This window comes from Deinococcus sp. JMULE3 (genome assembly GCF_013337115.1).
GTDB lineage: Bacteria > Deinococcota > Deinococci > Deinococcales > Deinococcaceae > Deinococcus.
Genome location: NZ_SGWE01000004.1, coordinates 2,102,501 through 2,123,868, shown reverse-complemented (window position 1 = coordinate 2,123,868; position 21,368 = coordinate 2,102,501). Strand labels below are relative to the sequence as shown.

Here is a 21,368-nt window from a genome sequence, read left to right as displayed (position 1 = left end):
AGCGTGACGCGCGCCCGCTAGGCTCCTCCCAGACCACACAACATGGGGGGAGGAGTGATGCGACACGAGGCATCCGGCGCGCCGTGACGGCGACGTCGGTTCACATGGACAGGGCGGCCCCCGCACCGGCCGTTGCGCTGGAGGCGCGCGGGCTGGTCAAGGATTTCCGGGGGTTCCGCGCCACGAACGACGTGAACCTGCAGATTCACGACGGGGAGATTCACGCGATCATCGGACCGAACGGGGCCGGGAAGACCACGCTGTTCAACCTGCTGTCGGGCTTCCTGAAACCCACGGCGGGCGAGGTGCGCCTCTTCGGCGAGCGGGTGGACACGCTGCGGCCCTACGAGATCGTGCGCCGGGGGCTGTCGCGGTCGTTTCAGATCAGTTCGGTGTTTCCCACCCTGAGTGTGCGGGAGAACGTGCTGGTGGCCCTGCAGTCGCCCACGCCGCTCCCGCACCGGTTCTGGGTGCCGCTGTCGCGCCTGGAGTCGCTGGGCGAACGGGCGGACGCGATCCTCGCGGACGTGGGCCTGGGCGGCATGCCGGACCGGCTGGCGGCGGACCTGAGCCACGGCGAGAAGCGGCAGCTGGAGATCGGGATCTCCATGACGCAGGACCCGCGCGTGCTGCTGCTGGACGAACCGACCTCCGGCATGGGTTCGGAGGGGATCGCGCGGGTGATCGCGCTGGTGCGGCAGGTGGCGCGCGGGCGGACGGTGGTGCTGGTGGAACACAACATGAGCGTCGTGGCGGAACTCGCCGACCGCATCACAGTGTTGCAGTACGGGTCGGTGCTCGCCAGTGGCCGTTACGAGGACGTGCGGCGCGACCCACGCGTCATCGAGGCGTACCTCGGCGACGACGGGGGACACGCGTGAAGCGGGTTCCGTCTGTTTCGTTGCCAGATCGGCACACCACCGATCTGTCCACTCCACGTCTGGAACCCGCTTCGCTCCTTCTCGCTCTGCTCGGATGGAATGGGTTTTACCAACCCATCCCATCGGAGTTCGTATGACGCCGCTGCTCTCGGTGCAGGACCTGAACGCGTACTACGGGCAGAGTCACGTGCTGCGCGGCGTGAACCTGCACGTGAACCCGGGCGAGGTCGTCAGCCTGATCGGCCGCAACGGCGCCGGGAAGACCACCACCCTGAAAAGCGTGATGGGCGTGCTGCGCAGCCGCACGGGGCAGATCACGTTCGGCGGGCAGGACATCAGCCGCCTGCCCAGCAACCGCGTGGCGGCGCAGGGCCTGGCGTGGGTGCCGGAGGAACGCGCGATCCTCAGCACCCTGACCGTCCGCGAGAACCTCGAACTGCCGCCCAGCCGCCCCGGAGGCTGGAGCACCGAACGCATCTACGACGCGTTCCCCGTGCTGCGCGAGCGGGGGCATCACCCGGGCAGCAAGCTCTCGGGCGGCGAGCAGCAGATGCTGGCGATGGTGCGCGTGCTGCGCGCCGGGCCGAAGCTGCTGCTGCTGGACGAGCCCAGCGAGGGCCTGGCGCCCGTGATCGTGCAGCGTATCGGCGAGATCATCGACACGCTGCGCCAGAGCGGCATGGCGGTGCTGCTGGTCGAGCAGAACCTGAAGTTCGCGTCGCGTCTCGCGGACCGGCACTACGTGTTCGTGGACGGTCAGATCGTGGACGAGGTGCCGCGCGATCAGGTGGACGCCCGCCGGGAGGACCTGCTGCGGTACCTCAGCGTGTAAACCCGCGTTCCTATCCCCCATTCCGTGCCCCATTCACTCCTCTGGAGGTTGTCCCATGAACAAGACCCGCACCGCCATCCTGGCCCTGACCGCCCTGCTTCTGGCGCCCGCCGCCTCGGCCCAGTCCCTGTCCGACGGGAGCATCAAGGTGGGCGTCCTGACCGACCTGTCCGGCGTGTACTCCGAGCTGTCCGGGCAGGGCAGCGTGAAGGCCGCGCAGATGGCCGCCGAGGACTTCATGAAAGCCAACCGCGCGTACGCTGGGAAGGTCAGCGTCATCGGCGTGGACCACCAGAACAAGGCCGACGTCGCCGGGAACAAGGCCGCCGAGATGATCGACCGGCAGAACGTGGACATGCTGGTCGACATGCCGACCAGCAGCGCCGCGCTGGCCGCCACCGAGGTCGCCCGGCAGAAGAAGACGGTCGCCATGGTCGTCACCGGCGCCACCACCGCCCTCACGAACGAGAAGTGCAACAAGTACACCTTCCACTACGCGTACGACAACTACATGCTCGCCAACGGCACCGGCACCGCCGTCACGAAACGCGGCGGGAGCAGCTGGTACATCATCTACCCCAACTACGCGTTCGGGCAGGACCTGAACCGCCAGATGGTGTCGGCCGTGCAGGAGAACGGCGGGAAACTGGCCGCGCCCAGCGACGCCACACCCTTTCCGAACACCGACTTCAGCTCGTACCTGCTGAAAGCGCAGAGCGTGCGCCCAAAGATCTTCGGGACCATGCAGGCCGGGAACGACCTCGTGAACGTCGTCAAGCAGTACAACGAGTTCGGCCTGAAGAAACAGGGCATCGGGCTGGGCATCGGCCTGCTGTTCGAAACGGACGTGGCCGCGCTGGGTCAGGACGCCTTCGCGGGTGCGATCGCCACCGTGCCGTGGTTCTGGAACTTCGACGCGCGTTCCCGCCAGTGGGCCGGGCGCTTCGAGAAGACCTTCGGGAAGAAACCCACCTGGGCGCAGGCCGGCGTGTACTCTGCGACCCTGCAGTACCTGAACGCCGTGGCGCGCGCCAGGAGCGACAACAGCGACGCGGTCGTCAGGGCGCTCGAAGGTCACTCCTTCGACGACTTCTTCGCGCGCAACGCCACGATCCGCCCGCAGGACCACCGCGTCCTGCTCGACGTGCAGGTCGTGCAGGTCAAGGGCAAGAGCGAATCCAAGGAAGCCGGGGACATCTACAAGCGCCTGAACACCATTCCCGCCGCGAAGGCCTTCATGCCCCTGAGCGAGAACAAGTGCCGCATGTGATACGGACTCCGGTTGAACGGTTTGCAGAGCCGTTCAACCCGAGCGGACTCGGAGAGCTGCGCAGCAGAGCGAGCAGGAGCAGGGCGGGTTCCGGGCGTGGAGTCGGCACCCCGGTGCCCTTCCGGGGTGTCGACGAAACAGACGGAATCCGTATGAGGAGGGTGGTCTAAGGGTCAGAGGGTCTCACCGTCCAGGGGCGCGTCCCACACCGTGTCGGCCCGCCTCTGGACTCTTCGACCCTCAGACTCTTCGACCCTCAGACGCTTATGAATACACAGTTACTCTTGATTCAGGTGTTCAACGGTCTGGTGAACGGCGCGTTCTACGCGCTGCTGTCGCTGGGTCTCGCGGTGATCTTCGGGATGCTGCGGATCGTGAATTTCATGCATGGCGCGCTGTACATGCTGGGCGCGTTCGCGGCGTTCGCGCTGGGGCAGCTGCTGGGCCTGGGGTTCTGGCCGTCGCTGATCCTGGCGCCGCTGCTCGTGGGCCTGCTGGGCGTGGTGCTGGAACGTGGGCTGCTGTCGCGGCTGTACGGGCTGGAACCCAGTTACAACCTGCTGCTGACGTTCGGCCTGACGTTGCTCACGCAGGATCTGGTGAAGCAGGTCATGCTGAGCCGCTTCGCGGTGTCCAGCGCGCCGTACTCGCCGCCCGAGGTGCTGTCGGGCGTGGTGAACCTGGGCTTCGTGGTGTTCCCGAAGTACCGCCTGTTCGTGATCGCCCTGTCGCTGGTCGTGTGCTTGGTCACGTGGTTCGTGATCGAGAAGACGCGCGTGGGCGCGATCATCCGCGCCAGCACGGAGAACCCGGTCGTGACGCGGGCATTCGGCATCAACGTGAGCGGCTGGGTGACCGGCGTGTTCGCGGTGGGCGCGGCCCTGGCGGGACTGGCAGGCGTGCTGGCCGCGCCGATCTACTCGGTCGAGCCGTACATGGGTGCCGAGCTGATCATCACGACGTTCGCGGTGGTCGTGATCGGCGGGATGGGCAGCATCCTGGGGTCGGTCGTGACCGGTTTCGCGGTGGGGGTGCTCGCGGCGGTGGGCGCGGCGGTGTACCCGCCGATCGCGAACACGCTGGTGTTCATCCTGATGGCGCTGGTGCTGCTGGTGCGGCCCAGTGGGCTGTTCGGCCTGCCTGAGGGGGCACGGTGAGCGCCGTCTCGAAACTGGGGGCCACGCGCGATCCGGCCCGCGTGACCCGCGCCGCGTGGCTGATCGGCCTGGGCATCATCCTGCTGGCGCTGCCGCACCTGATCTACCCGGTGCTGGCGCTGGACATCCTGGCGTGGGGCCTGTTCGCGGTGGCGTTCGACCTGCTGTTCGGGTTCAGCGGGCTGCTGTCGTTCGGGCACGCGGCCTTCTGGGGTACCAGCGCGTACCTGACCGCGTACCTGCTGGGGCACGGGCAGAGCGTCCCGGTGGCCATCGCGGGCGGCACGCTGAGTGCGCTGGCGCTGGCGGTGCCGGTCGCGTACCTCAGCGTGCGGTCCAGCGGCATCTACTTCAGCATGATCACACTGGCGTTCGCGCAGATGGTGTCGTTCCTGGCGCTGCAGTGGACGGACCTGACCGGCGGCGAGAATGGCCTGCAGGGCTTCGCGCGGCCCAGCTTCCTGGGCCTGGACTTCAGTGACGCGCAGGTGCGGTACTACGTGTGCCTCGCGCTGTTCACGCTGGGCTTCGGCGTGGCGTACCGCGCGGTCCGCAGTCCCTTCGGGCAGGCGCAGCAGGCCGTGCGTGACAGCGAGCAGCGCGCGCAGAGCGTCGGGTACAACCCCGCGCGCTTCAAGTTCACGGCGTTCCTGCTCAGTGCCGGGCTGGCCGGACTGGCAGGCGCGATGTACACCTTCGGGCACGGCGTGGTCAGCCTGGAGGTCGTGAACTGGCGCACGTCCGGCGAGGTCGTCATGATGACCCTGCTGGGCGGCACCACCACCCTGTTCGGCCCGGTGATCGGCGCGGGGATCGTGCTGCTGCTGCGCGACGTGCTGACCACCGCGAACCTCCCGGTGGGCATCGTGACGGGCGTGGTGTTCGTGCTGGTCGTGCTGTTCTTCCGCCGGGGCGTGGTCGGCACGCTGGAACACTGGCTGCGCCGCCGATAAGGCACACGGGATGACAATGCCCTGCTTGCCACATTGTCGCTTTCCGTTGTCCCCTCTCCCCCTGTGGGACTCGGAGAGCTGCGCAGCAGAGAGGGAGGGACTCGCAGAGCTGCGGAGCAGTGGAGCGAAGCGACGGAAGGGTGAGGGGGCCACCGGGCGGCTCCGAATGACGAAGAATCACTGATTTCCCTTATCGCCAAGAGTTTCCACGCGAGAGAGAACAGCGACCAGAACGAAGGCCCAAGAGGCAGGGGCTTGAAATTCCCCGGTCTCATGGGCCTTGATGCGAAGTGACTATGCCTCGCATCCCTAGCCTACCGCACAGCATCATCACCGCCCAGCTGAACCGGGTCACCAGCCTCAGTGGCCTCGTCCCCTACAGCACCCTGCGGAAAAGTGCCATCTCCAAAGAGATGGCACGGGACTCCTTCGCATCGACAGAAGACCTCCAGCGTCGAGCCAGGAACGCGCCTTCCGGCGCGTTCCTGGCCATCGATTTCGTCATGGTGCCCCACGCCGGACGGACGATGGAAGGCGTGAACTACCACTACAGCGGTCAGGCTCAGACCCGTCTGGGCCATCAGTTCACCTCCGCGGCCCTGGTCAGGTTCGGTGAAGATCCAGTTCCGTTGCTCGAGCGCTTCAAGGTTTCCCAGCCCCTTGAGACGACCTGTTACCCGTACCGCACCGCCACGCAGGAAATGATCCACGTCGTTCAGGATTGCCTCGCGGCGGGCGTCCCCATGGCGGGTCTGCTGCTGGATGGAGAGTTCGGGCGGGACGCGGCCGTGACCTTCAGTCGCGAGCATCAGATTCCGGTCTTGATCCGTGCCAAAGCCAATATGACCGTGCAGTTCGAGGGTGAGTCCCTCACCCTCGGTGCGCTGAGCCGGCAGTTCCCTCCGGAACGCTGTCACCTGTACGCGGAGTTCGGGTGGCGCGTCCGTCGATTGCCGGTTGCCCGTGAGGTCGGTGGGTTCGATGTCCTGATCGTGTGGCGCAAGGTGCACGGGGAGTGGACACGGTTTTTCCTGTTCAGCACGTTTGGTGGTGACGTCACGGTTCGCTCACTGCTGCGGGCCTGGAAGGCCCGCTGGGGAATCGAGGTGATCCACCGGTTCTTCAAGCAGAATCTGGGGCTGGGACGCTGTCATTGCCGGACGCTCCAGGCGCAGGAGAACTGGGTGTGGTGCGTGGTGGAAGCCTTTCACGCAGTGCTACGGGTGCGTCGGGAAGGACCGGGCATGACGTGGCGAGCCGCACAACGGCAGGCAGCTCAGAATGCCGAACAGTACGTCCTGACCGGCCTTGAGCAGGACGGACCCCTGCTTGACGCCGCGTGACACGACATCAGCAGGGAAGTGGAAACTCTTGTTATCGCAGCAGGAGGGCCGCCCGGCCAGATGCGCGGGCGGCCCTCCTTATGCGGTCACTGTTCGTCTTTCAGGCCGCGGATTTCTTCGATGAAGCGTTCCAGGCTGTCGAAGTCGCGGTACACGCTCGCGAAGCGGATGTACGCCACGTCGTCCAGGGGCCGCAGGAAGGTCATGGCGCGGCGGCCGATCTCCTCGCTGCGGATCTCGCCGGTCTGCACCTCGTCCTCGAAGCCGTACGCGAAGGCGCGCAGCAGGTCCTGATCCACGGGGCGTTTCTCGGTGGCGAGGACCAGTCCGCGCAGCAGCTTGTCGGGGTTGAACGCCTCGCGCGGGCCGCTGCGTTTGACGACCATCAGCGGCTCGAGCTGCGCGCGTTCGTAAGTGGTGAAGCGCCGGGCGCAGTTCAGGCATTCGCGGCGGCGGCGGATGCTGGCGCCGTCGTCGCTGGGCCGGGAGTTCACGACCTTGCTGTCCGGCGCGGAGCAGTACGGGCATTTCACAGGGGGTAGTCCTCCTGCACGCGCAGTTTCGGCACGGGGGGGAGGGGCACCTCGATGACGTTGCCGCGCAGGGAGGCCATGCCGGGCGCGGCGAGGGCCAGGACGGCGTTGGACAGTGGGCGGTCGAGGGTGTCGTCGCTGCTGCTGGCGCGTGAGGGCAGCAGCAGGTTCAGGCGGAGGTTCTCGCGGTGGGCGTTCTCCACGAGGCCCTGCACGGCGCCGCGCTGCGGGTGGACGTGCAGGCCGCGTTCGTCGGTGTGCGGCCCGATGAGGGTCAGCCAGGTGCCGGGGAGGCGGCGGCGGATGATCTGCGCGATGGCGACGCTGCTTTTCACGTTGCAGTTGAACAGGTCCATCCATTCGTTCTCGCTGAGCATGGTGAACTCGGCGTGGGCGCGTTTGTCGGCGAGGTGCACGATGCCGTGCAGGCTGCCGTAGATGTCGAGGATGCGGGTCTGGGCGCTCAGCCAGTCCAGGGGCACGCCGACGTCGGCCTTGATGGGGATGGCGGCGCCGCCCGCGTGTTCGAGCTGACTGGCGGCCGCGGCGAGGGTCTCGCTGTTGTTGCCGATCAACACGACGCTGGCCCCGGCGCGGGCCAGGGCGGCGCTGATGGTGCGTCCGTACCCCTGGTCCGCCCCGGTGACGGCGATCACCTGTCCGGCCAGCACTTCACCGACGGTGGTGTGCGCGGGCACGGCAGCGATGGGGGTCTGCTGGGTCATGTTCCTCAGCATACCGGAGCGGGCGTGGCGTTTATCCCGCCTGCGGGAGGGGCCGCAGGGCCTGTGGGGGTGGGTCCCCGGCGCGGTGGCCGCAGCCGCAGCCGTGGCACCAGTAGCCCTGGTCGCCGTCGCGCAGGTCGTGCAGGGTCAGGGGCTGGGCGCAGTGGGGGCAGACGTGCTGGTAGCCGCGCCCGCTGGTGGGCAGGGGTTCGGCCTGCGGGCGGAACACTCGTTTCATAGTTCGATTTTAGCAGAATAACGTGCCGCGATTCTTCCAATCAAGAAAAGAGGCGGGCCTCAGCCCACCCCCTCGATCCCTGCCGTTACAGGTCCGGTTCGTCCGTGAATTCCGGTTCCGGCGCGCGGACGGCCGGAGCACCGTCGCCCACCCGGCGCCGCTTGCGCAGCATCGCGGGTTCCTTGTCCAGGTTGAACACGAAGTGCCTCGGGCGCCGCTCGCGCAGCCACGTCTCCAGCGCCACCAGTCGCGGCCGGAAGCGGATGAACTCCCGCAGCTGCCGGATCGGCACGAAGCGCGCCTCCTGCACGTCCCGGTCCGGGTCGCGCGGCTCCAGCTTCCCGCCCACCTCACGCCCGGTGTAGAAGAACTGCAGGTGGTGCCCCCACGTGACGGCCTGGAACTCCACGATGAACGCCAGGTCGCGCAGTTCCACGATCAGCCCGGTCTCCTCGAAGGTCTCGCGCCGCGCGCCGTCCTGCACGAGTTCCCCGGCCTCCAGGCCGCCCTTGGGCAGCGACCAGCGGCCCCGCTCGCGCACGAGCAGGATCTCGTCGCCGCGCAGCACGATGCAGCCCACGCCGATCCGCGGGTCCGCCAGCGGCCGCTTCTGCCCGCGCTTGCTGGGCGCCGCCGGGACGGGCGTGGCGGTGGTGTTCGTGACCTGCCCGGGCCGCGCCTGCGCGCCCCCGGTGCCGCGGCGACGACGGCGGCGGCGCTGCGCGCCCTGCCCTCCGGACTTGACCTGTTCTTCCGCCATTACACGCCCTCCGGCGCGAGGTCGTTGAAGCGGACGTGCGCGCTGTGAAACTGCAACTTCACCGTACCGACCGGACCGTTGCGCTGCTTGCCGACGATGATCTCCGCGATGCCCTGCTGATCGGTCTCCTTGTTGTAGTACTCGTCGCGGTAGATGAACATCACGATGTCCGCGTCCTGCTCGATCGCGCCCGACTCACGCAGGTCCGACAGCATCGGACGGTGGTTGGGGCGCTGCTCGACGGCGCGCGACAGCTGCGACAGCACGATGATCGGCACCTCCATCTCACGCGCCAGGCCCTTCAGGCCGCGCGAGATGGTGCTGATCTCCTGCTGGCGGTTCTCGGTGCCGCCCCCGCCCTTGCTGCCCGACATGAGCTGCAGGTAGTCGATGACCACGAGCCCCAGCCGCCCGTGCTGCGCCGCGATCCGCCGCAGCTTGCTGCGCAGGTTGTTCAGCGTCAGGTCCGCCTCGTCATCGATGATCATCGGCGCGTCCGCCAGTCGCCCGGCCGCGTGCGCCAGCCGCTCGAAATCCCGCTCGTTCAGCTGACCCGAGCGGATGCGGTTCATGTCCACGCGCGCCTCGCTGCACAGCATGCGCAGCGCGAGCTGCACGGCAGGCATTTCCAGACTGAACACCGCGACCGCCTTCTCGCCGCGCAGCGCGACGTTCTGCGCGATGGACAGCGCGAACGCCGTGTTGTGCAGGCAGATGTCCGCCGCGATGAAGTTCGCGTCACCGGGCACCGTCAGGTCGTACACCTGCCGTTCACCCACGTCCTCGATGGTGACGATGTCGTCCCAGTACAGTGCGCCGCTGCCCAGCATGGACAGGTGCGGATCGTCCAGCACGGCGGCGTACCGCGCCGCGCGAGCCTGCGGCAGACCGCGCGACGTGTGCGCATTGAACCCGCCCCCGGTGTGCTCTCCCGCCGCGCGGGCCAGAGCGGACAGACTCAGGCCGCGGGCCTGCGCGGCCCGACGAACATGCACCCACGCGCCGACACCCGGATGACCGACATTGCTCCGCTGACCGGCACTCACGGGAATCTCCCGCTGCGCCTTGGCACCCAGCCAGCCGATCCGGTTCTGGTACCCGGCGATACTCCGCGGCTCGGTGATCTCGACCCGCCAGGACCGCCCGGTCTTCTGCCACAGCTTCGACACGATCCCGAAGCGGATCAGGGCGTGGTGCACGTCACGCGCCAGCCCCTCGCTGGCGACCGTGAACTCGATCCGTGCCTTTCCGGCCAGGGCGTACAGCGTTCCGTCACACGACAGCAGCACCCGCAGGAACGACGCCAGCCCCTCGCGGGTCAGGGTCCAGACCACGTCCGGAATGCGCTTGCTGTCCGCGTGTTCACCCCACACGCCCAGCTCACGGAGCCACTCGGTCAGGGGATTGACGCGGTTCTTCTGCTCGCCGGGCGACCAGCGGCGACTGATCCGGTAGTCCATTCCGGTCCGCTCGTCCTGGATCATGTCCAGCTCCGGGAACTCCGCCCGCAGGCACGCGCGGAAATCCTCGACCAGTTCGGGATCGGCGTTCGTGAACCTCGGGCTGCTCTGCGTGAGGCCTCCCTCGGCCAGCAGGTAGGCCAGGAGCCGCACACGCTCCGCACTCAGGGCATCCACGGAACCGAACACGGCCACCTCTCGCGGCACGGCAATCCGGTCGCCGACCTTCAGGTCATACAGCGGCGTCCAGCCGTCCACACCCAGGAACGGGTGGTGCGGGGTGGTCTCGACCACGCGCCCCGTGCGGGTCGTCACGCGCCGCACCGACTTCACCCCACTGTCAATCCACGCGCCCACCCGCGACTCCCGCACCTGGCCGTCCGGCGTGACACTCAACACGACCGGCAACTCGCGGCGCACGAACGCCTCCACCGTGATCCGCTCTCCGGTGCCCGGCACGTCAATCAGCGTGTCGGCCGACACGCATTTCCCCATCGACGGCCGGGCGGCCAGCACGTTCAGGCTGCCCTTCTGCAACCCCGAGATCTGCTCGTCCAGGTCGCGGAAGCCCGTGCTGACGCCGTCGGGGATGCCCTTGTTCTGGTGCAGCAGCGTGATGTACTCGAAGGTCTCGGTGACGACCTCGTTCATCGCCTGGAACGCCTCGCCCTTCTTCTTCTGCTCGGCGACCTCGAAGATCATCTTCTCGGCGCGGTCGAGCAGGTCCTCCAGCGGCAGCTGCGCCTCGTACGCGAGCTGCATGGCCTTGCCGGACGCGCTGATCAGCGAGCGCAGCGTGGCCTTCTCCTGCACGATCCGCGCGTAGTGCTCGGCGTACGCGGCGGTCGGCACCTGGTCCGACAGACCGATCAGGTACGTCAGGCCGCCCACCTCGTCGAGCATGCCCTTGACGCGCAGGTCCTCGCTGAGCGTGACGAGGTCCACCGGTTCGCCGCGCTCCTGCAGGGTGCGCATGGCGGTGAAGATCTTGCGGTGACCCTCGCGGTAGAACATCTCGGGCGTGACCGTGTCGCCCAGGGTGTTCAGGGTGTCGTTGTCCAGCAGAATGCTGCCCAGCACGCTGATTTCAGCGTCGTTGCTGTGCGGCGGAACGCGTGGCGTGAGTTCCAAATGCAGCCTCTCTCCCGGCAGGACACGCGGTCCGGGGCTGTCTCACCGCCCCGCGCCGCGCCCGCCGTCCAATCTGAATTCAAGGGTGGGGACACCCGCAGGTGATCCCATTCGCCTCCCCATGCCAGGCAGGCCGAACTGACACGCAGCATACCACCGCCGCCCCACAGCGACGACCGCAGGGCGGTCTCACAAACCAGGTAGCAGTTCAAAACAACCGGGAAGCAGCGTCCCGATCGAGCTTTTCCCGCCGAGACACACTGCTGACCGATCGTTTCCCAACCCACCATTCAGTAAGACTGTTGTGAGAAAAAGCCACGTACACTTCATCTCAAGGCAGGACAGGAGACACCTGACACCCGCCCAACGCCATACGCAGACCACCCGGACCCATCCATCCATCAACCGGGACGGTCGCACCAGGAGCACAGCATGAAGAACACCACCCAAGGCTTCACCCTGATCGAGCTGCTCATCGTCATCGCCATCATCGGCATCCTGGCCGCCGTCCTGATCCCCAACCTGCTGAACGCCCGCAGCAAGGCGAACGACACCAGCGCCGCGACCGTGGGCCGCAACGTGCTGACTGCCATGGCCGCCGTGGAAACCAGCAACCCCACCTCCACCGGCGCGGACGCCACCTGCTCCTACGCTGACGGCACCGTCACCGTCACCTCCGGCAGCGAAACCACCACGGTCAACGCGCCCAGCCCCATCACTGGCGTGACCTGCACGAGCACCACCGATGCGTTCAGCACCACCGTCGCCTACAACGGCGGCAGCGCAGCCACCCAGGACTACAGCAGCAACAAGTAATCGCGCGACTCCGCAGCGTGACCGCCCCGCGCGGTCACGCTGCTTCGCATTCCAGGACTACCCATGCCCCACCCCACCCACACCCAGGGCTTCACGATCATCGAACTGCTGATCACGATCGTCGTCATCGGCATCCTGGCCGCCGTCCTGATCCCCGGCCTGATGAACGCCCGCGCCAAAGCCACCGACGGCGCCGCCAACACAGTCGCCAATCGCGTCATCAACGCCCTGATGGCCACCGAAACCATGAACCCCGACTCCACCGGACTGGACGGCGCCTGCGTCTACGCTGCAGAAACCGTCACGGTCACCTCCGGCAGCGTCACCAACGCCGTCTCAGCTCCCGGACCCATCACTGACGTCACCTGCCTGAGCACCCCACGGAATACAGTGTCAGCGTCACCTACACCGGAGGCCGCAGCGGGCTGTCCCCCATCACACTGGTCGCCATGAAATGAAGACCCCGATCAGAACAGGGCGACTCCTGAGAGTCGCCTCTTTTTCTGCCACGCCTCCCCCAATGCACCGATCCGGGCGTCCGCCCACCCGGCAGACCTGACCGAAGGTCGCGTGCATCAGCTGCCCGCTATACTTCGCCCCATGCAGAGGCAGCCGTTTACCGCTCTGGCGGCCGTGTATGACGCGATCATGGCGGACGTGGAGTATGACCACTGGGCGGATTTCGTCCTGTCGTTCGCGCGGGATGGGGGTCTGGTCGGGCCGGGCCGGGCGCTGGACCTCGCGTGCGGCACCGGGGGGTTCACGCGGGAGTTGCGCGCGGCGGGCTGGGATGTGACGGGTCTGGATTTCAGTGAGGCGATGCTCGCCGAGGCGCGGACCCGGTTGCCGGGCGTGCCGTTCGTGCAGGGGGACCTGCGGACCTTCGAGCTGGGTGAGCGGTTCGGGCTGGTGACGTGCGTGTTCGACAGCCTGAACAACCTGCTGACGCCGGGGGATCTGGGCGCGGCGCTGGCGCGGGCGCGGGCGCACCTGAGTCCCGGGGGGCTGCTGGCGTTCGACGTGAACACCCGGCTGGGCGTGCGGGAGTTGTGGGAGGGGGACGCTATCGAGGGTCTGGCCCCGCTGCCGGACGGCGGTGAGGTTCACTATCACTGGTCGCATCACTACGACGCGGACGCGGACGTGGGGGTGGTGCAGGCGTTCTGCCGGGTGGACGATCAGGAGTTCGTGGAGACGCACCGCGAGCGTGGGTACGACCCGGCGGACCTGGAGCCGCTGCTGGGGGCGGCGGGGTTCGCGCGGTGGGAGATCGTGGAGTACCCGGATTACGCGCCGCCGGAACCGGACGCGCCGCGCGTGTGGGTGTTCGCCTGGGCAGGTGAGGCGTGAGCGGACTGCCAGTGCTGGGGGCGGGCGGCTGGGGCACGGCCCTGGCGGTGAACGCGGCGCGCAACGGCCCGGTGCGGCTGTGGGCGCGCCGCGCTGATTTCGCGCGGACGCTGGCGGAGGGGCGGGTGAACGCGGAGTACCTGCCGGGCGTGACCCTCCCGGCGGGGCTGGAGGTCACGGCGCACCTGGGCGAGGCGATCACGGACGCGCCGTTCGCGCTCGTCGTGGTGCCCAGCGTGGGCGTGCCGGAGCTGCTCGCGGCGCTACCGCGTGACCTGGGCGTGGTGCTGTGCGCCAAGGGCCTCGCGCCGGACGGGGGGCAGCTGAGCGTCCTGGCACGGCAGCTGGGCTTCGCGCGCGTGGCAGTCCTGAGCGGCCCGAATCACGCCGAGGAGATCGGGCGGGGCCTGCCCGCCGCGACCGTCGTCGCCAGCCGCGACGGTGGCTTTGCGCGGTCCGTGCAGGCGGCATTGATGACGCCGGGCCTGCGCGTGTACACCAGCGACGACGAGACGGGCGTGGAACTGGGCGGCGTGCTGAAGAACGTCATGGCGGTCGCCGCCGGGCTGGTGGACGGCCTGAACCTGGGCGACAACGCGAAGTCCGCGCTGATCACGCGCGGGCTGCGCGAGATGAACCGCTACCTGACGGCGCTGGGTGCGCGCGAGGAGACGGTGTACGGCCTGAGTGGCCTGGGGGACCTGGTCGCCACGGCCACCAGCCGCCACAGCCGCAACCGCGCGGCGGGCGAGTCCATCGCGCGCGGGGAGCATCCGGGGCAGGGCGGGAAGGTCGTGGAGGGCCTGCGCACGTCGGGCCTGCTGGACGCCTGGGCGACGGCGCACGGGCATGACCTGCCGATCGTGCGCGCAGTGGCGCACGTCACGCGGGGCGAGTGGACGCCGGGTGACGGCGTGGCGCGCCTGATGGAGCGCGAGGCGAAACCCGAGCAGCACTGAGCGGGTCAGGGACCGTCTCCTCTGCCCTGACCTGGGTGGGGGAAGGCTGAACCGGGGATCAAATTCAGCGGGTTTTCACCGTGCAGCGGGCCGATATTCACGCCCGCTGCATACCATATGTGGTCACCCTTCAGACAAGCTCCCACAAGATGTAGTACGCTCTGGGCACTGCGCGTGATACGCTTCACGCGTTAAGAAAAACCCAACGGCCCCCCTCTCATTCCGCTGCGACACCAGCGGCATGCGCGGCGGTCTGCTGTTTCATGCCCCCCAGCAAGGAGACCCTATCGTGACCACCCTGAGCGCCCAGCCCCTGACCAACTTCGACGAGAACGCCCACCACATCGCCAAGCGGCAGTACCTGCAGGGCGCGGACGGCGACCTGAGCGGCATGTTCCGCCGCATCGCCACCTGGGTGGCCGGCGCCGAGGAGGCGGGCGCGCGGGAGCACTGGGCGCAGGCGTACTACGACCTGATGGCCGAGAAGAAATTCTGCCCCGGCGGGCGCGTCCTGGCCGGCGCCGGCACGCAGCACGGGAACGTCCTGAACTGCTTCGTGCAGGGCGCGACCGAGCACGCGCCGCACACCTTCGAGGGCGTGATGGAAGTCGCGAAGAAACTCGCGCTGGTCACGAAGGTCGGCGGCGGGAACGGCGTGAACCTGGACGTGTACACCCCCCGCGCCGAGAGCAGCCGCCCCGACACCGGCGTGCGCGGCTGGGTGTACATGAGCGCCGCTCACGCGGACGTGCAGGACTTCATCGAGGGTCTCATGCGCCCCCCCACCCAGCCCGACGGGGAGAAGCAACCCATCGCGGTGCGGAACTGGACGCGCGTGGTGTACGGGCAGGTCATCAAGCCGGAACTGGTCGCGCTAGCCCGCGCCAACGGCGTCTCTGTCGTGAAGGCCATGCCCGAGGGTGTGCAGGCCGTGCCGGACGACATGGGCGGCATCGTGGACGCCGCGCGCAAGATCGCCGAGGACGCGAAGACCGGCCTGGAACCCCGCCTGGACCTGAGCAGCATGCGGCCCGAGGGTGCCCCGATCAAGGGTTCGGGCGGCACGAGCAGCGGCCCTGTCAGCTTCCTGCTGGAGATCTTCGACAACTTCCTGGAGTGGGCCAACCGCGGCGCGGAAAGCAGTGGCCCGATCAACACCCTGCGCTTCGTGTACGCCCCCGTCCTGCGCGTCGTGCGTCAGGGCGGAACGAGACGCGGCGCGGGCATGGCCACGATCAGCATCGAGCACCCGGACGTGCTGGACTTCCTGACCGCCAAGGACCTCGACCGCGAGGCCGCCGAGGGAGACATCAGCACCTTCAACATCAGCATCCTGGTCAGCAGCGCCTTCTGGGACACCCTCCAGGCAGGCGGCCTGTGGAACGTGAACGCGCAGGACGTGCCCGGGAAGTACTACCTCGCGCCGCAGAAGGGCACGTTCAAGGGCACCCTCCCCAGCCTGCCCACCCGCGCCGAGGACGACGCGCAGGGCGTCCCCGTGTACACCGATAAGACCGGCAGGACCAGCATTCCCGCCCAGTGGCTGTGGGACCAGATCGCCCAGCACGCCTGGAGCACCGGCGAACCCGGCCTGATCTTCGTGGACCGCATCAACGAGTATTCCGCCCTGAAGAACCTCGGCGAGCGCTACCAGATCCGCAGCACCAACCCCTGCGGCGAGATCCCCCTGACCGTCGGTGAACCCTGCGACCTCGGCGCGATCAACCTCGCGGCGTACGTCCAGAACAGCAGCTTCGACTACGACACGTTCCGCGCGGACGTCCGCACCTGCGTGCGCTTCCTGGACGACGTGCTCGACGTGAACGTGTTCGCGCTGGAAGACAACCGCGTCGCCAGCCAGGACCTGCGCCGCCTGGGCCTGGGCGTCATGGGCCTCGCCGACGCCCTCATCAAACTCGGCCTGCGCTACGACAGCGAAGCGGGCCGCGACACCATCTACGACATCATGAGCGCCCTGCGCGAAGAAGCCATCGCGGAAAGCGAACGCCTGGGCGAGGAACGCGGCATCTACCCCGTGTACACCCGCCACGCCGAACAGATCCCCCACGCGCCCCGCCGCAACGTCGCCGTGCTGACCGTCGCCCCCACCGGCACCACCAGCATGCTCATGGGCGTCAGTAGCGGCATCGAACCCATCTTCAGCCCGTTCATCTGGCGCAAGATCGGCAGCGAATACCGCGCCCTCCTCGCTCCCCTCTTCGTCGAACTGCTCGAAACGTACCCTGCCCCGCAGGGCATGACCAAGGATGGCGGCTGGGACTGGGACAAGGTCACCGAAGCCGTCAGCGAAAACCACGGCTCAGTCGTCGGCCTGCCCTTCATCCCCGACGCCCTCCAGCAGGTGTTCGTCTGCGCGCACGACATCAAACCCGTCGATCACGTCCGCATGCAGGGCACCGTGCAACGCGCCTTCGACGCCGAAGGGCACGCCGCCAACAGCCTGTCCAAGACCATCAACCTCCCCAACGACGCCACCGTCCAGGACGTGCAGGACGCCTACAGCGAAGCGTACAAGACCGGCTGCAAAGGCATCACCGTCTACCGCGACGGCTCTAGACAGTTCCAGGTCCTCAGCACCAGCAAGAAAAAAGCCAAGACCGAAGACCCCACCCCCGACACCAGCGCCAGCGCCGACGTCATGGGCGAACAGGTCAGCAGTGAACCCGCCAAAACCGACGTTCAACCCGCCACCCCCAAAGTCACCGCCGCGCCCGCCAAACCCACCTACGAACGCCCCACCCGACTGCGCGGCATCACCGACATGGTCAAACTCACCGACCCCACCAGCGGCCACCGCCGCAGCTTCCTCGTCACCGTCAACGAACTCGGCGGCAAACCCGTCGAAGTCATGGTCATTTCGGGCCGCGCCGGAGACGAAGCGAACGCCGACAGCGAAGCCCTCGGCCGCGTCGTCAGCATCGCCCTCCAACACGGCGTGCCCGCCCAGGCCATCGTCAAAACCCTGCGCGGCATCAACGGCGGCCTGTACGGCAGCTACAACGGCCGCCTCGTCGGTTCAAAGGCCGACCTGATCGCCGTCGCCCTGGAAACCTTCCAGAAAGACCTCGACGCCGCCAAACTCCCCCCCCTCGCCGGAGGCAGCACCGACACCGCCCAGCCCGTCACCACCAGCGCCGCGCCCAGTGGCGTCAGCGTGGACGGCATGGGGCGCGAGCGGTGCCCGGTGTGCGAGGAGAAAGCCGTGATCCGCGAGGAAGGCTGCCTGAAATGCCAAGCCTGCGGCTACAGCAAATGCGGGTAAGAAAGGAGGGGGCTACGGCCCCCTTTCTTGCCCTTGAATGGGAGGTGATTCCAATGAAATCGACGCTCTGAGCAATGCCCAGAACGTCGGAAACCAGATCACTGCGGCCTCGTTGGGGAGGCGATCTAGCTACTGTGGAAAGTGCTCAGAGCGTACCCCTTTGAGGCCCAAAAGGCAACTTGGCAACAGTTCGTCCGCATAACTCCAGCAAAGGAGCCAAAGCATGGCAAACAAGAAAACCAGTTCCAAAGCTGCTACTGCCGCCTCAAAAGTACTCTCAAATCCTCGCAGTACACCGACGCAGAAAAGCGCGGCTGCAAGCGCACTCAGCCAACGCGAGCGAGGTAAGAAGTAATGGCATTCGACCGCGACGCGTTTCTCCGAAGAGTTCAGGAAAAGGCAATCAACGCCTATTTCGCCAGAGCGCAGCACATAGCATCGGAGACTGTCTGTGCAACACACAACCAGAGCCCTACGGTGGAACTCGACGGTGAACGCCTAGCTATCACTGGATGCTGTGCCGAAGTCAGACAATCTGTCTTGTCGCAGCTGAAATCCAACAGTCAGTAATTGATTGTTGACCGGTGCACCCGCTTATTGGTGGGTGCACCTCCTTTTCCGAGGACACTCCACTCGGGGGCGGGGGAATGCGTACGCTCTGGCCGGGTTGGAGTGGGTACGCTGCCCGTATGCCTCTGTCTGATTACGCTCGCCCCTCCCCTGCTCGTCTGCGTCTGTACGCTTCTTTGCTAGTCATGCTGGTGTTGACGGCGGTGGTGGGGCGGCGGCGTCCGGGGGAGCTGGGTACGCGGGAGACGCTGCGGCGCAGTGCGTTCGCGCGGGTGATGTTCATGGATATCGGCGCGCTGAGCACGCTGGGCGCGCTGTACCTGGTGGTGAACGGGCGGACGCGGGTGCGCGTTCCGGCGGCGGTGGCGTCGCTGTTCGCGGGGAGTTTCGCGCTGCTGCCCGCGCTGATGCTGGAGGACGCGGCGGCCCTACGGGCCGAGCGGGAGGGTCGCGCGGAGGGGTGACCGCTGGGGGTTACCTCAGTCGGACCGGAGGACGTGCAGCGCGCCCGGCCACACCTGAACGTGGACGGGACCGCCGGGGTGCGTGCGGGTTTCGCCGTCCACGTGGAACACCTGCCCGACGTGCTGGCCGGTGGCGTGCAGGGTGAAGGTGGCGGCGACGTCCTCCTGCACGCTGGGCAGCGTGTCGAACTGGCCGCGGAGCATGGCGGTGGCGTACGCGGCGAGGCTGTCGGGGTGCTGGCCGTTCACGCGGATCAGGTTCAGCAGGCCGTCGCCGGGGTGCGCGTCGGGCGCGAGGTGCAGGCCGTTCCCGGTGGACTGGATGTTCATGATTTCCAGCAGGGTCAGTGGCGGGGCGGGGCTGGGGTGCCCGTCGATGCAGGTGGGGACGGGTTGCGCCTGGAAGCCGGGGAGGGTGGTCAGGAGGGCCTGCGCGGCCCGCAGGGGGCTCTTGGGTGCGGTGGGGTCGTAGGCGTGCAGCAGGTCGGCGAACAGGCCGCAGCCGAACGCTTCGAAGAACACGTCCTCTCCCCAGGGGGCCTGCACGCGGCCCGCGTCGAACGGGTGTCGGGTGGCGGTGCGGTACGCGCGGGCGATGTCCACGGGGTCGCCGGTCAGGTCCAGTGTGCGGGCGATGTTGTTCGAGGTGCCCAGTGGGATCACGCCGAGCGTGGCGTCCCGTCCCGTCAGGTGCAGCGCGGCGGCGCGGAAGGTGCCGTCTCCCCCGGCGATGAACACGGGGCCGGGCAGCGGGCCGCTCAGGGCCGGGCCGAGGTCGTGGGGGGTGCGGGTGGGGCGGTGTTCGGCGTCGAATCCGGCGTCCCGCAGCGCCGCCCGCAGCTGGGCAGGGTCGGCGCGGTGGCTGGTGCCGGCGCCGGGGTTGTGGATCAGCACGGCGGGCGCGGGGGGCATGTCCTGCACTCTAGCGGGGCGCGTGCGGGGGGTGGGGTGGGTTGGTGCGGGAGGGGTCATGGTTTCCTCAAGGCGCGCGCCGTGCGGGGTGGCTACAGTGGCGGCATGACCGCACCCCATTCCCTCGCCCCGGAGGGCTCCCCTGCCGCCCCGCAGCGTGGCACGGCAACGCTGATCTACAACACGAACGCGGGCGGCAGCAAGCACGCTTCGCCGGACGATCTGGTCAGCGCCATTCACGCCATCGGGTTCACGCCCGTGTACCGCGCGACCAGCTGCGAGGACGACCTGAAAGAAGCCCTGGATGGCGTGCAGGGCACGGTGTTCGTGGCGGGTGGGGACGGCACGCAGCGCGCGGTGGGCCTGACGCTGGCCGGGCGGCCCGAGGTGACCCTGGCGGTCATTCCGATGGGCACGGCGAACAACGTGGCGCGGACGCTGGGCGTGCAGGGCGAGCCGCTGGACGTGATCGCCGCGTACGGCCGCGCGGAGGTGCGTCCCTTCGACCTGGGCCGCGTGGAGGGCCCCTGGGGGGAGGACGTGTTCCTGGAGGCGTGTGGGTGCGGGGCGTTCGCGGACGTGATGGCGGAGTACGACCCGGAGGGCGGCAAGAGCCCCCTGCGAGCCGTGCAGGCCCTCACGACGACCCTGACGACGTTCGACCCGCCGCCCGTGACGCTGACCCTGGACGGCGAGGAGCAGCCCACGGCGGCGTTCGCGCTGCTTGAGGTCCTGAACACGAAGGCGACCGGGCCGAGGTTGCGACTGGCGACGAATGCCGATCCGGCGGACGGGCAGCTGGACGTGGTCCGCATCGACGCGGCGGGCCGCGAGGGCATGCTGACGTACCTCGCGGCGCTCGCGCGGGATGATTTCGAGGCCCTGAACAGCGTCGAGAGCACCCGCGCGGGCCGCGTGGAGATCCCATACACCGGGCAGGCGTTCCACGTGGACGCGGAGGTCCGGCCGCCCATGCAGGGCGTGACGGGCCGCGTGCTGATCGAGGCGTGGCCGGGCGCGCTGAGCGTGCTGGTGCCGGTCACCGAGCAGGATGCCGCGTCTGCCACCACGACCGGGGAGGGCTGAGGTGCCCCCCGGCCCGCCCCTACCGCCCCCGAACCCGCAGGAGGAGCGTGAGGTCCCGCTGCGCCGCGCGTGGCCGGTGGCGCTCGTGCATGCCGTGCAGGACCGCGTGGGAGGTGCGCTGGGCTGGGCACCCCGCCCGGCGGCGACCATGCAGAACAACATCGTGTGGCGCGGGGGCGTGCAGGTCATGCGCGTGGACCTGCACATGCACACGGAAGTCAGTCACGACTGCCGCACGCCCCTGCGGGACATTCCCGGCTGGATGCTCCGCACGAACACCCGCGTGATCGCCGTGACGGACCACGACCAGCACCGCGGCGGCCCGGAGTTGCAGGCCATCATCCGCGACCAGGGCCTCGACGACCGCCTCAGCGTGATCCCCGGCGAGGAGGTCACGACCAGCGAGGGCGAGTTGATCGGCCTGTTCCTCCAGGAGCGCATCCCCCCGAAACTCACGCCTGAGGAGACCGTCCGGGAGATCAGGGCTCAGGGGGGGCTTGTGCTGCTGCAGCATGGCTTCGATCCCCTCAAGCGCTACCGCCTGCGTCCCGAGGCGACCGAGCGCATCGCGGCGGACATCGATATCGTCGAGACGTTCAATTCCCGTCTGTCCCGTCACCGCTGGAACCGCGCGGCGGCCGAGTG

Annotated in this window: 20 protein-coding genes (1 of these 20 cut by a window edge); 14 read left to right on the top strand and 6 right to left on the bottom strand. The window is 68.2% G+C overall.

Annotation, left to right across the window (positions count from 1 at the left end):
• The first annotated feature begins 104 nt into the window (after positions 1-104).
• The 6 genes from EXW95_RS21180 to EXW95_RS13130 all read left to right on the top strand — a co-directional run bounded on the left by EXW95_RS21180 (position 105) and on the right by EXW95_RS13130 (position 6,436).
• Positions 105-881: an ABC transporter ATP-binding protein gene (locus EXW95_RS21180; protein WP_174367819.1), complete on the top strand. Its 777-nt coding sequence runs from the start codon at positions 105-107 to the stop codon at positions 879-881.
• 133 nt (positions 882-1,014) lie between these two features.
• On the top strand, positions 1,015-1,713 hold the full coding sequence (locus tag EXW95_RS13150; protein WP_174367818.1) for an ABC transporter ATP-binding protein: 699 nt from the start codon (positions 1,015-1,017) through the stop codon (positions 1,711-1,713).
• 55 nt (positions 1,714-1,768) lie between these two features.
• On the top strand, positions 1,769-2,983 hold the full coding sequence (locus EXW95_RS13145) for an ABC transporter substrate-binding protein (RefSeq protein ID WP_174367817.1): 1,215 nt from the start codon (positions 1,769-1,771) through the stop codon (positions 2,981-2,983).
• Between the two features lie 266 nt (positions 2,984-3,249).
• Positions 3,250-4,140, top strand: a complete 891-nt coding sequence (locus EXW95_RS13140) for a branched-chain amino acid ABC transporter permease (protein ID WP_174367816.1) — start codon at positions 3,250-3,252, stop codon at positions 4,138-4,140.
• Positions 4,137-5,093, top strand: coding sequence for a branched-chain amino acid ABC transporter permease (locus EXW95_RS13135; protein ID WP_174367815.1), 957 nt, complete (start codon positions 4,137-4,139; stop codon positions 5,091-5,093). The genes EXW95_RS13140 and EXW95_RS13135 overlap by 4 nt, the downstream gene beginning before the upstream one ends.
• Before the next feature lie 296 nt (positions 5,094-5,389).
• The gene (locus EXW95_RS13130) at positions 5,390-6,436 is read left to right on the top strand and encodes a transposase (RefSeq protein ID WP_174366046.1); all 1,047 of its coding nucleotides are present in this window, start codon (positions 5,390-5,392) and stop codon (positions 6,434-6,436) included.
• An 86-nt stretch (positions 6,437-6,522) separates the two neighbouring features.
• Here the strand turns inward: EXW95_RS13130 and nrdR are convergent, their stop codons facing one another.
• From nrdR to dnaB, 5 genes are all read right to left on the bottom strand, one after another.
• Positions 6,523-6,969, bottom strand: coding sequence for a transcriptional regulator NrdR (nrdR, locus tag EXW95_RS13125; protein ID WP_110828074.1), 447 nt, complete (start codon positions 6,967-6,969; stop codon positions 6,523-6,525).
• Entirely contained in the window at positions 6,966-7,694 is a 729-nt protein-coding gene (locus tag EXW95_RS13120; RefSeq protein WP_174367814.1) for an SDR family NAD(P)-dependent oxidoreductase, read from the bottom strand. Before EXW95_RS13120 ends, nrdR begins: the two co-directional genes overlap by 4 nt.
• 31 nt (positions 7,695-7,725) lie before the next feature.
• Entirely contained in the window at positions 7,726-7,932 is a 207-nt protein-coding gene (locus tag EXW95_RS13115) for a hypothetical protein (RefSeq protein ID WP_174367813.1), read from the bottom strand.
• Positions 7,933-8,017: 85 nt separating this feature from the next.
• Positions 8,018-8,692, bottom strand: a complete 675-nt coding sequence (locus EXW95_RS13110; RefSeq protein WP_174367812.1) for an NUDIX hydrolase — start codon at positions 8,690-8,692, stop codon at positions 8,018-8,020.
• Complete coding sequence (gene dnaB, locus EXW95_RS13105) at positions 8,692-11,283, bottom strand: replicative DNA helicase (protein WP_174367811.1); 2,592 nt, start codon at positions 11,281-11,283, stop codon at positions 8,692-8,694. Before dnaB ends, EXW95_RS13110 begins: the two co-directional genes overlap by 1 nt.
• A gap of 432 nt (positions 11,284-11,715) precedes the next feature.
• Between dnaB and EXW95_RS20690 the strand changes: the two genes are divergently transcribed.
• The 6 genes from EXW95_RS20690 to EXW95_RS13075 all read left to right on the top strand — a co-directional run bounded on the left by EXW95_RS20690 (position 11,716) and on the right by EXW95_RS13075 (position 18,725).
• The gene (locus tag EXW95_RS20690; RefSeq protein WP_174367810.1) at positions 11,716-12,099 is read left to right on the top strand and encodes a type IV pilin protein; all 384 of its coding nucleotides are present in this window, start codon (positions 11,716-11,718) and stop codon (positions 12,097-12,099) included.
• A 63-nt stretch (positions 12,100-12,162) separates the two neighbouring features.
• On the top strand, positions 12,163-12,552 hold the full coding sequence (locus tag EXW95_RS13095; RefSeq protein ID WP_174367809.1) for a type II secretion system protein: 390 nt from the start codon (positions 12,163-12,165) through the stop codon (positions 12,550-12,552).
• Positions 12,553-12,699: 147 nt separating this feature from the next.
• A complete protein-coding gene (locus tag EXW95_RS13090; protein ID WP_174367808.1) occupies positions 12,700-13,449 on the top strand; it encodes a class I SAM-dependent methyltransferase in 750 nt (249 codons plus the stop codon).
• Complete coding sequence (locus EXW95_RS13085; protein ID WP_174367807.1) at positions 13,446-14,408, top strand: NAD(P)H-dependent glycerol-3-phosphate dehydrogenase; 963 nt, start codon at positions 13,446-13,448, stop codon at positions 14,406-14,408. The genes EXW95_RS13090 and EXW95_RS13085 overlap by 4 nt, the downstream gene beginning before the upstream one ends.
• Positions 14,409-14,697: 289 nt before the next feature.
• Positions 14,698-17,691, top strand: coding sequence for an adenosylcobalamin-dependent ribonucleoside-diphosphate reductase (locus tag EXW95_RS13080; protein ID WP_371810059.1), 2,994 nt, complete (start codon positions 14,698-14,700; stop codon positions 17,689-17,691).
• A 755-nt stretch (positions 17,692-18,446) separates the two neighbouring features.
• Positions 18,447-18,725, top strand: a complete 279-nt coding sequence (locus tag EXW95_RS13075; RefSeq protein ID WP_174367805.1) for a hypothetical protein — start codon at positions 18,447-18,449, stop codon at positions 18,723-18,725.
• A gap of 15 nt (positions 18,726-18,740) precedes the next feature.
• Here the strand turns inward: EXW95_RS13075 and EXW95_RS13070 are convergent, their stop codons facing one another.
• Positions 18,741-19,637: a diacylglycerol kinase family protein gene (locus tag EXW95_RS13070; protein WP_174367804.1), complete on the bottom strand. Its 897-nt coding sequence runs from the start codon at positions 19,635-19,637 to the stop codon at positions 18,741-18,743.
• 105 nt (positions 19,638-19,742) lie between these two features.
• On the opposite strand from EXW95_RS13070, the gene EXW95_RS13065 reads away from it, so the two are divergent.
• The gene (locus EXW95_RS13065) at positions 19,743-20,723 is read left to right on the top strand and encodes a diacylglycerol kinase family protein (RefSeq protein ID WP_174367803.1); all 981 of its coding nucleotides are present in this window, start codon (positions 19,743-19,745) and stop codon (positions 20,721-20,723) included.
• A 148-nt stretch (positions 20,724-20,871) separates the two neighbouring features.
• A protein-coding gene (locus EXW95_RS13060; RefSeq protein ID WP_254605961.1) for a PHP domain-containing protein crosses the window boundary here: on the top strand, positions 20,872-21,368 show its 5' portion. 220 nt of this gene lie beyond the right edge of the window; 497 of the gene's 717 nt are visible here — the first part of the coding sequence; it begins with the start codon at positions 20,872-20,874; its stop codon lies beyond the right edge, outside the window.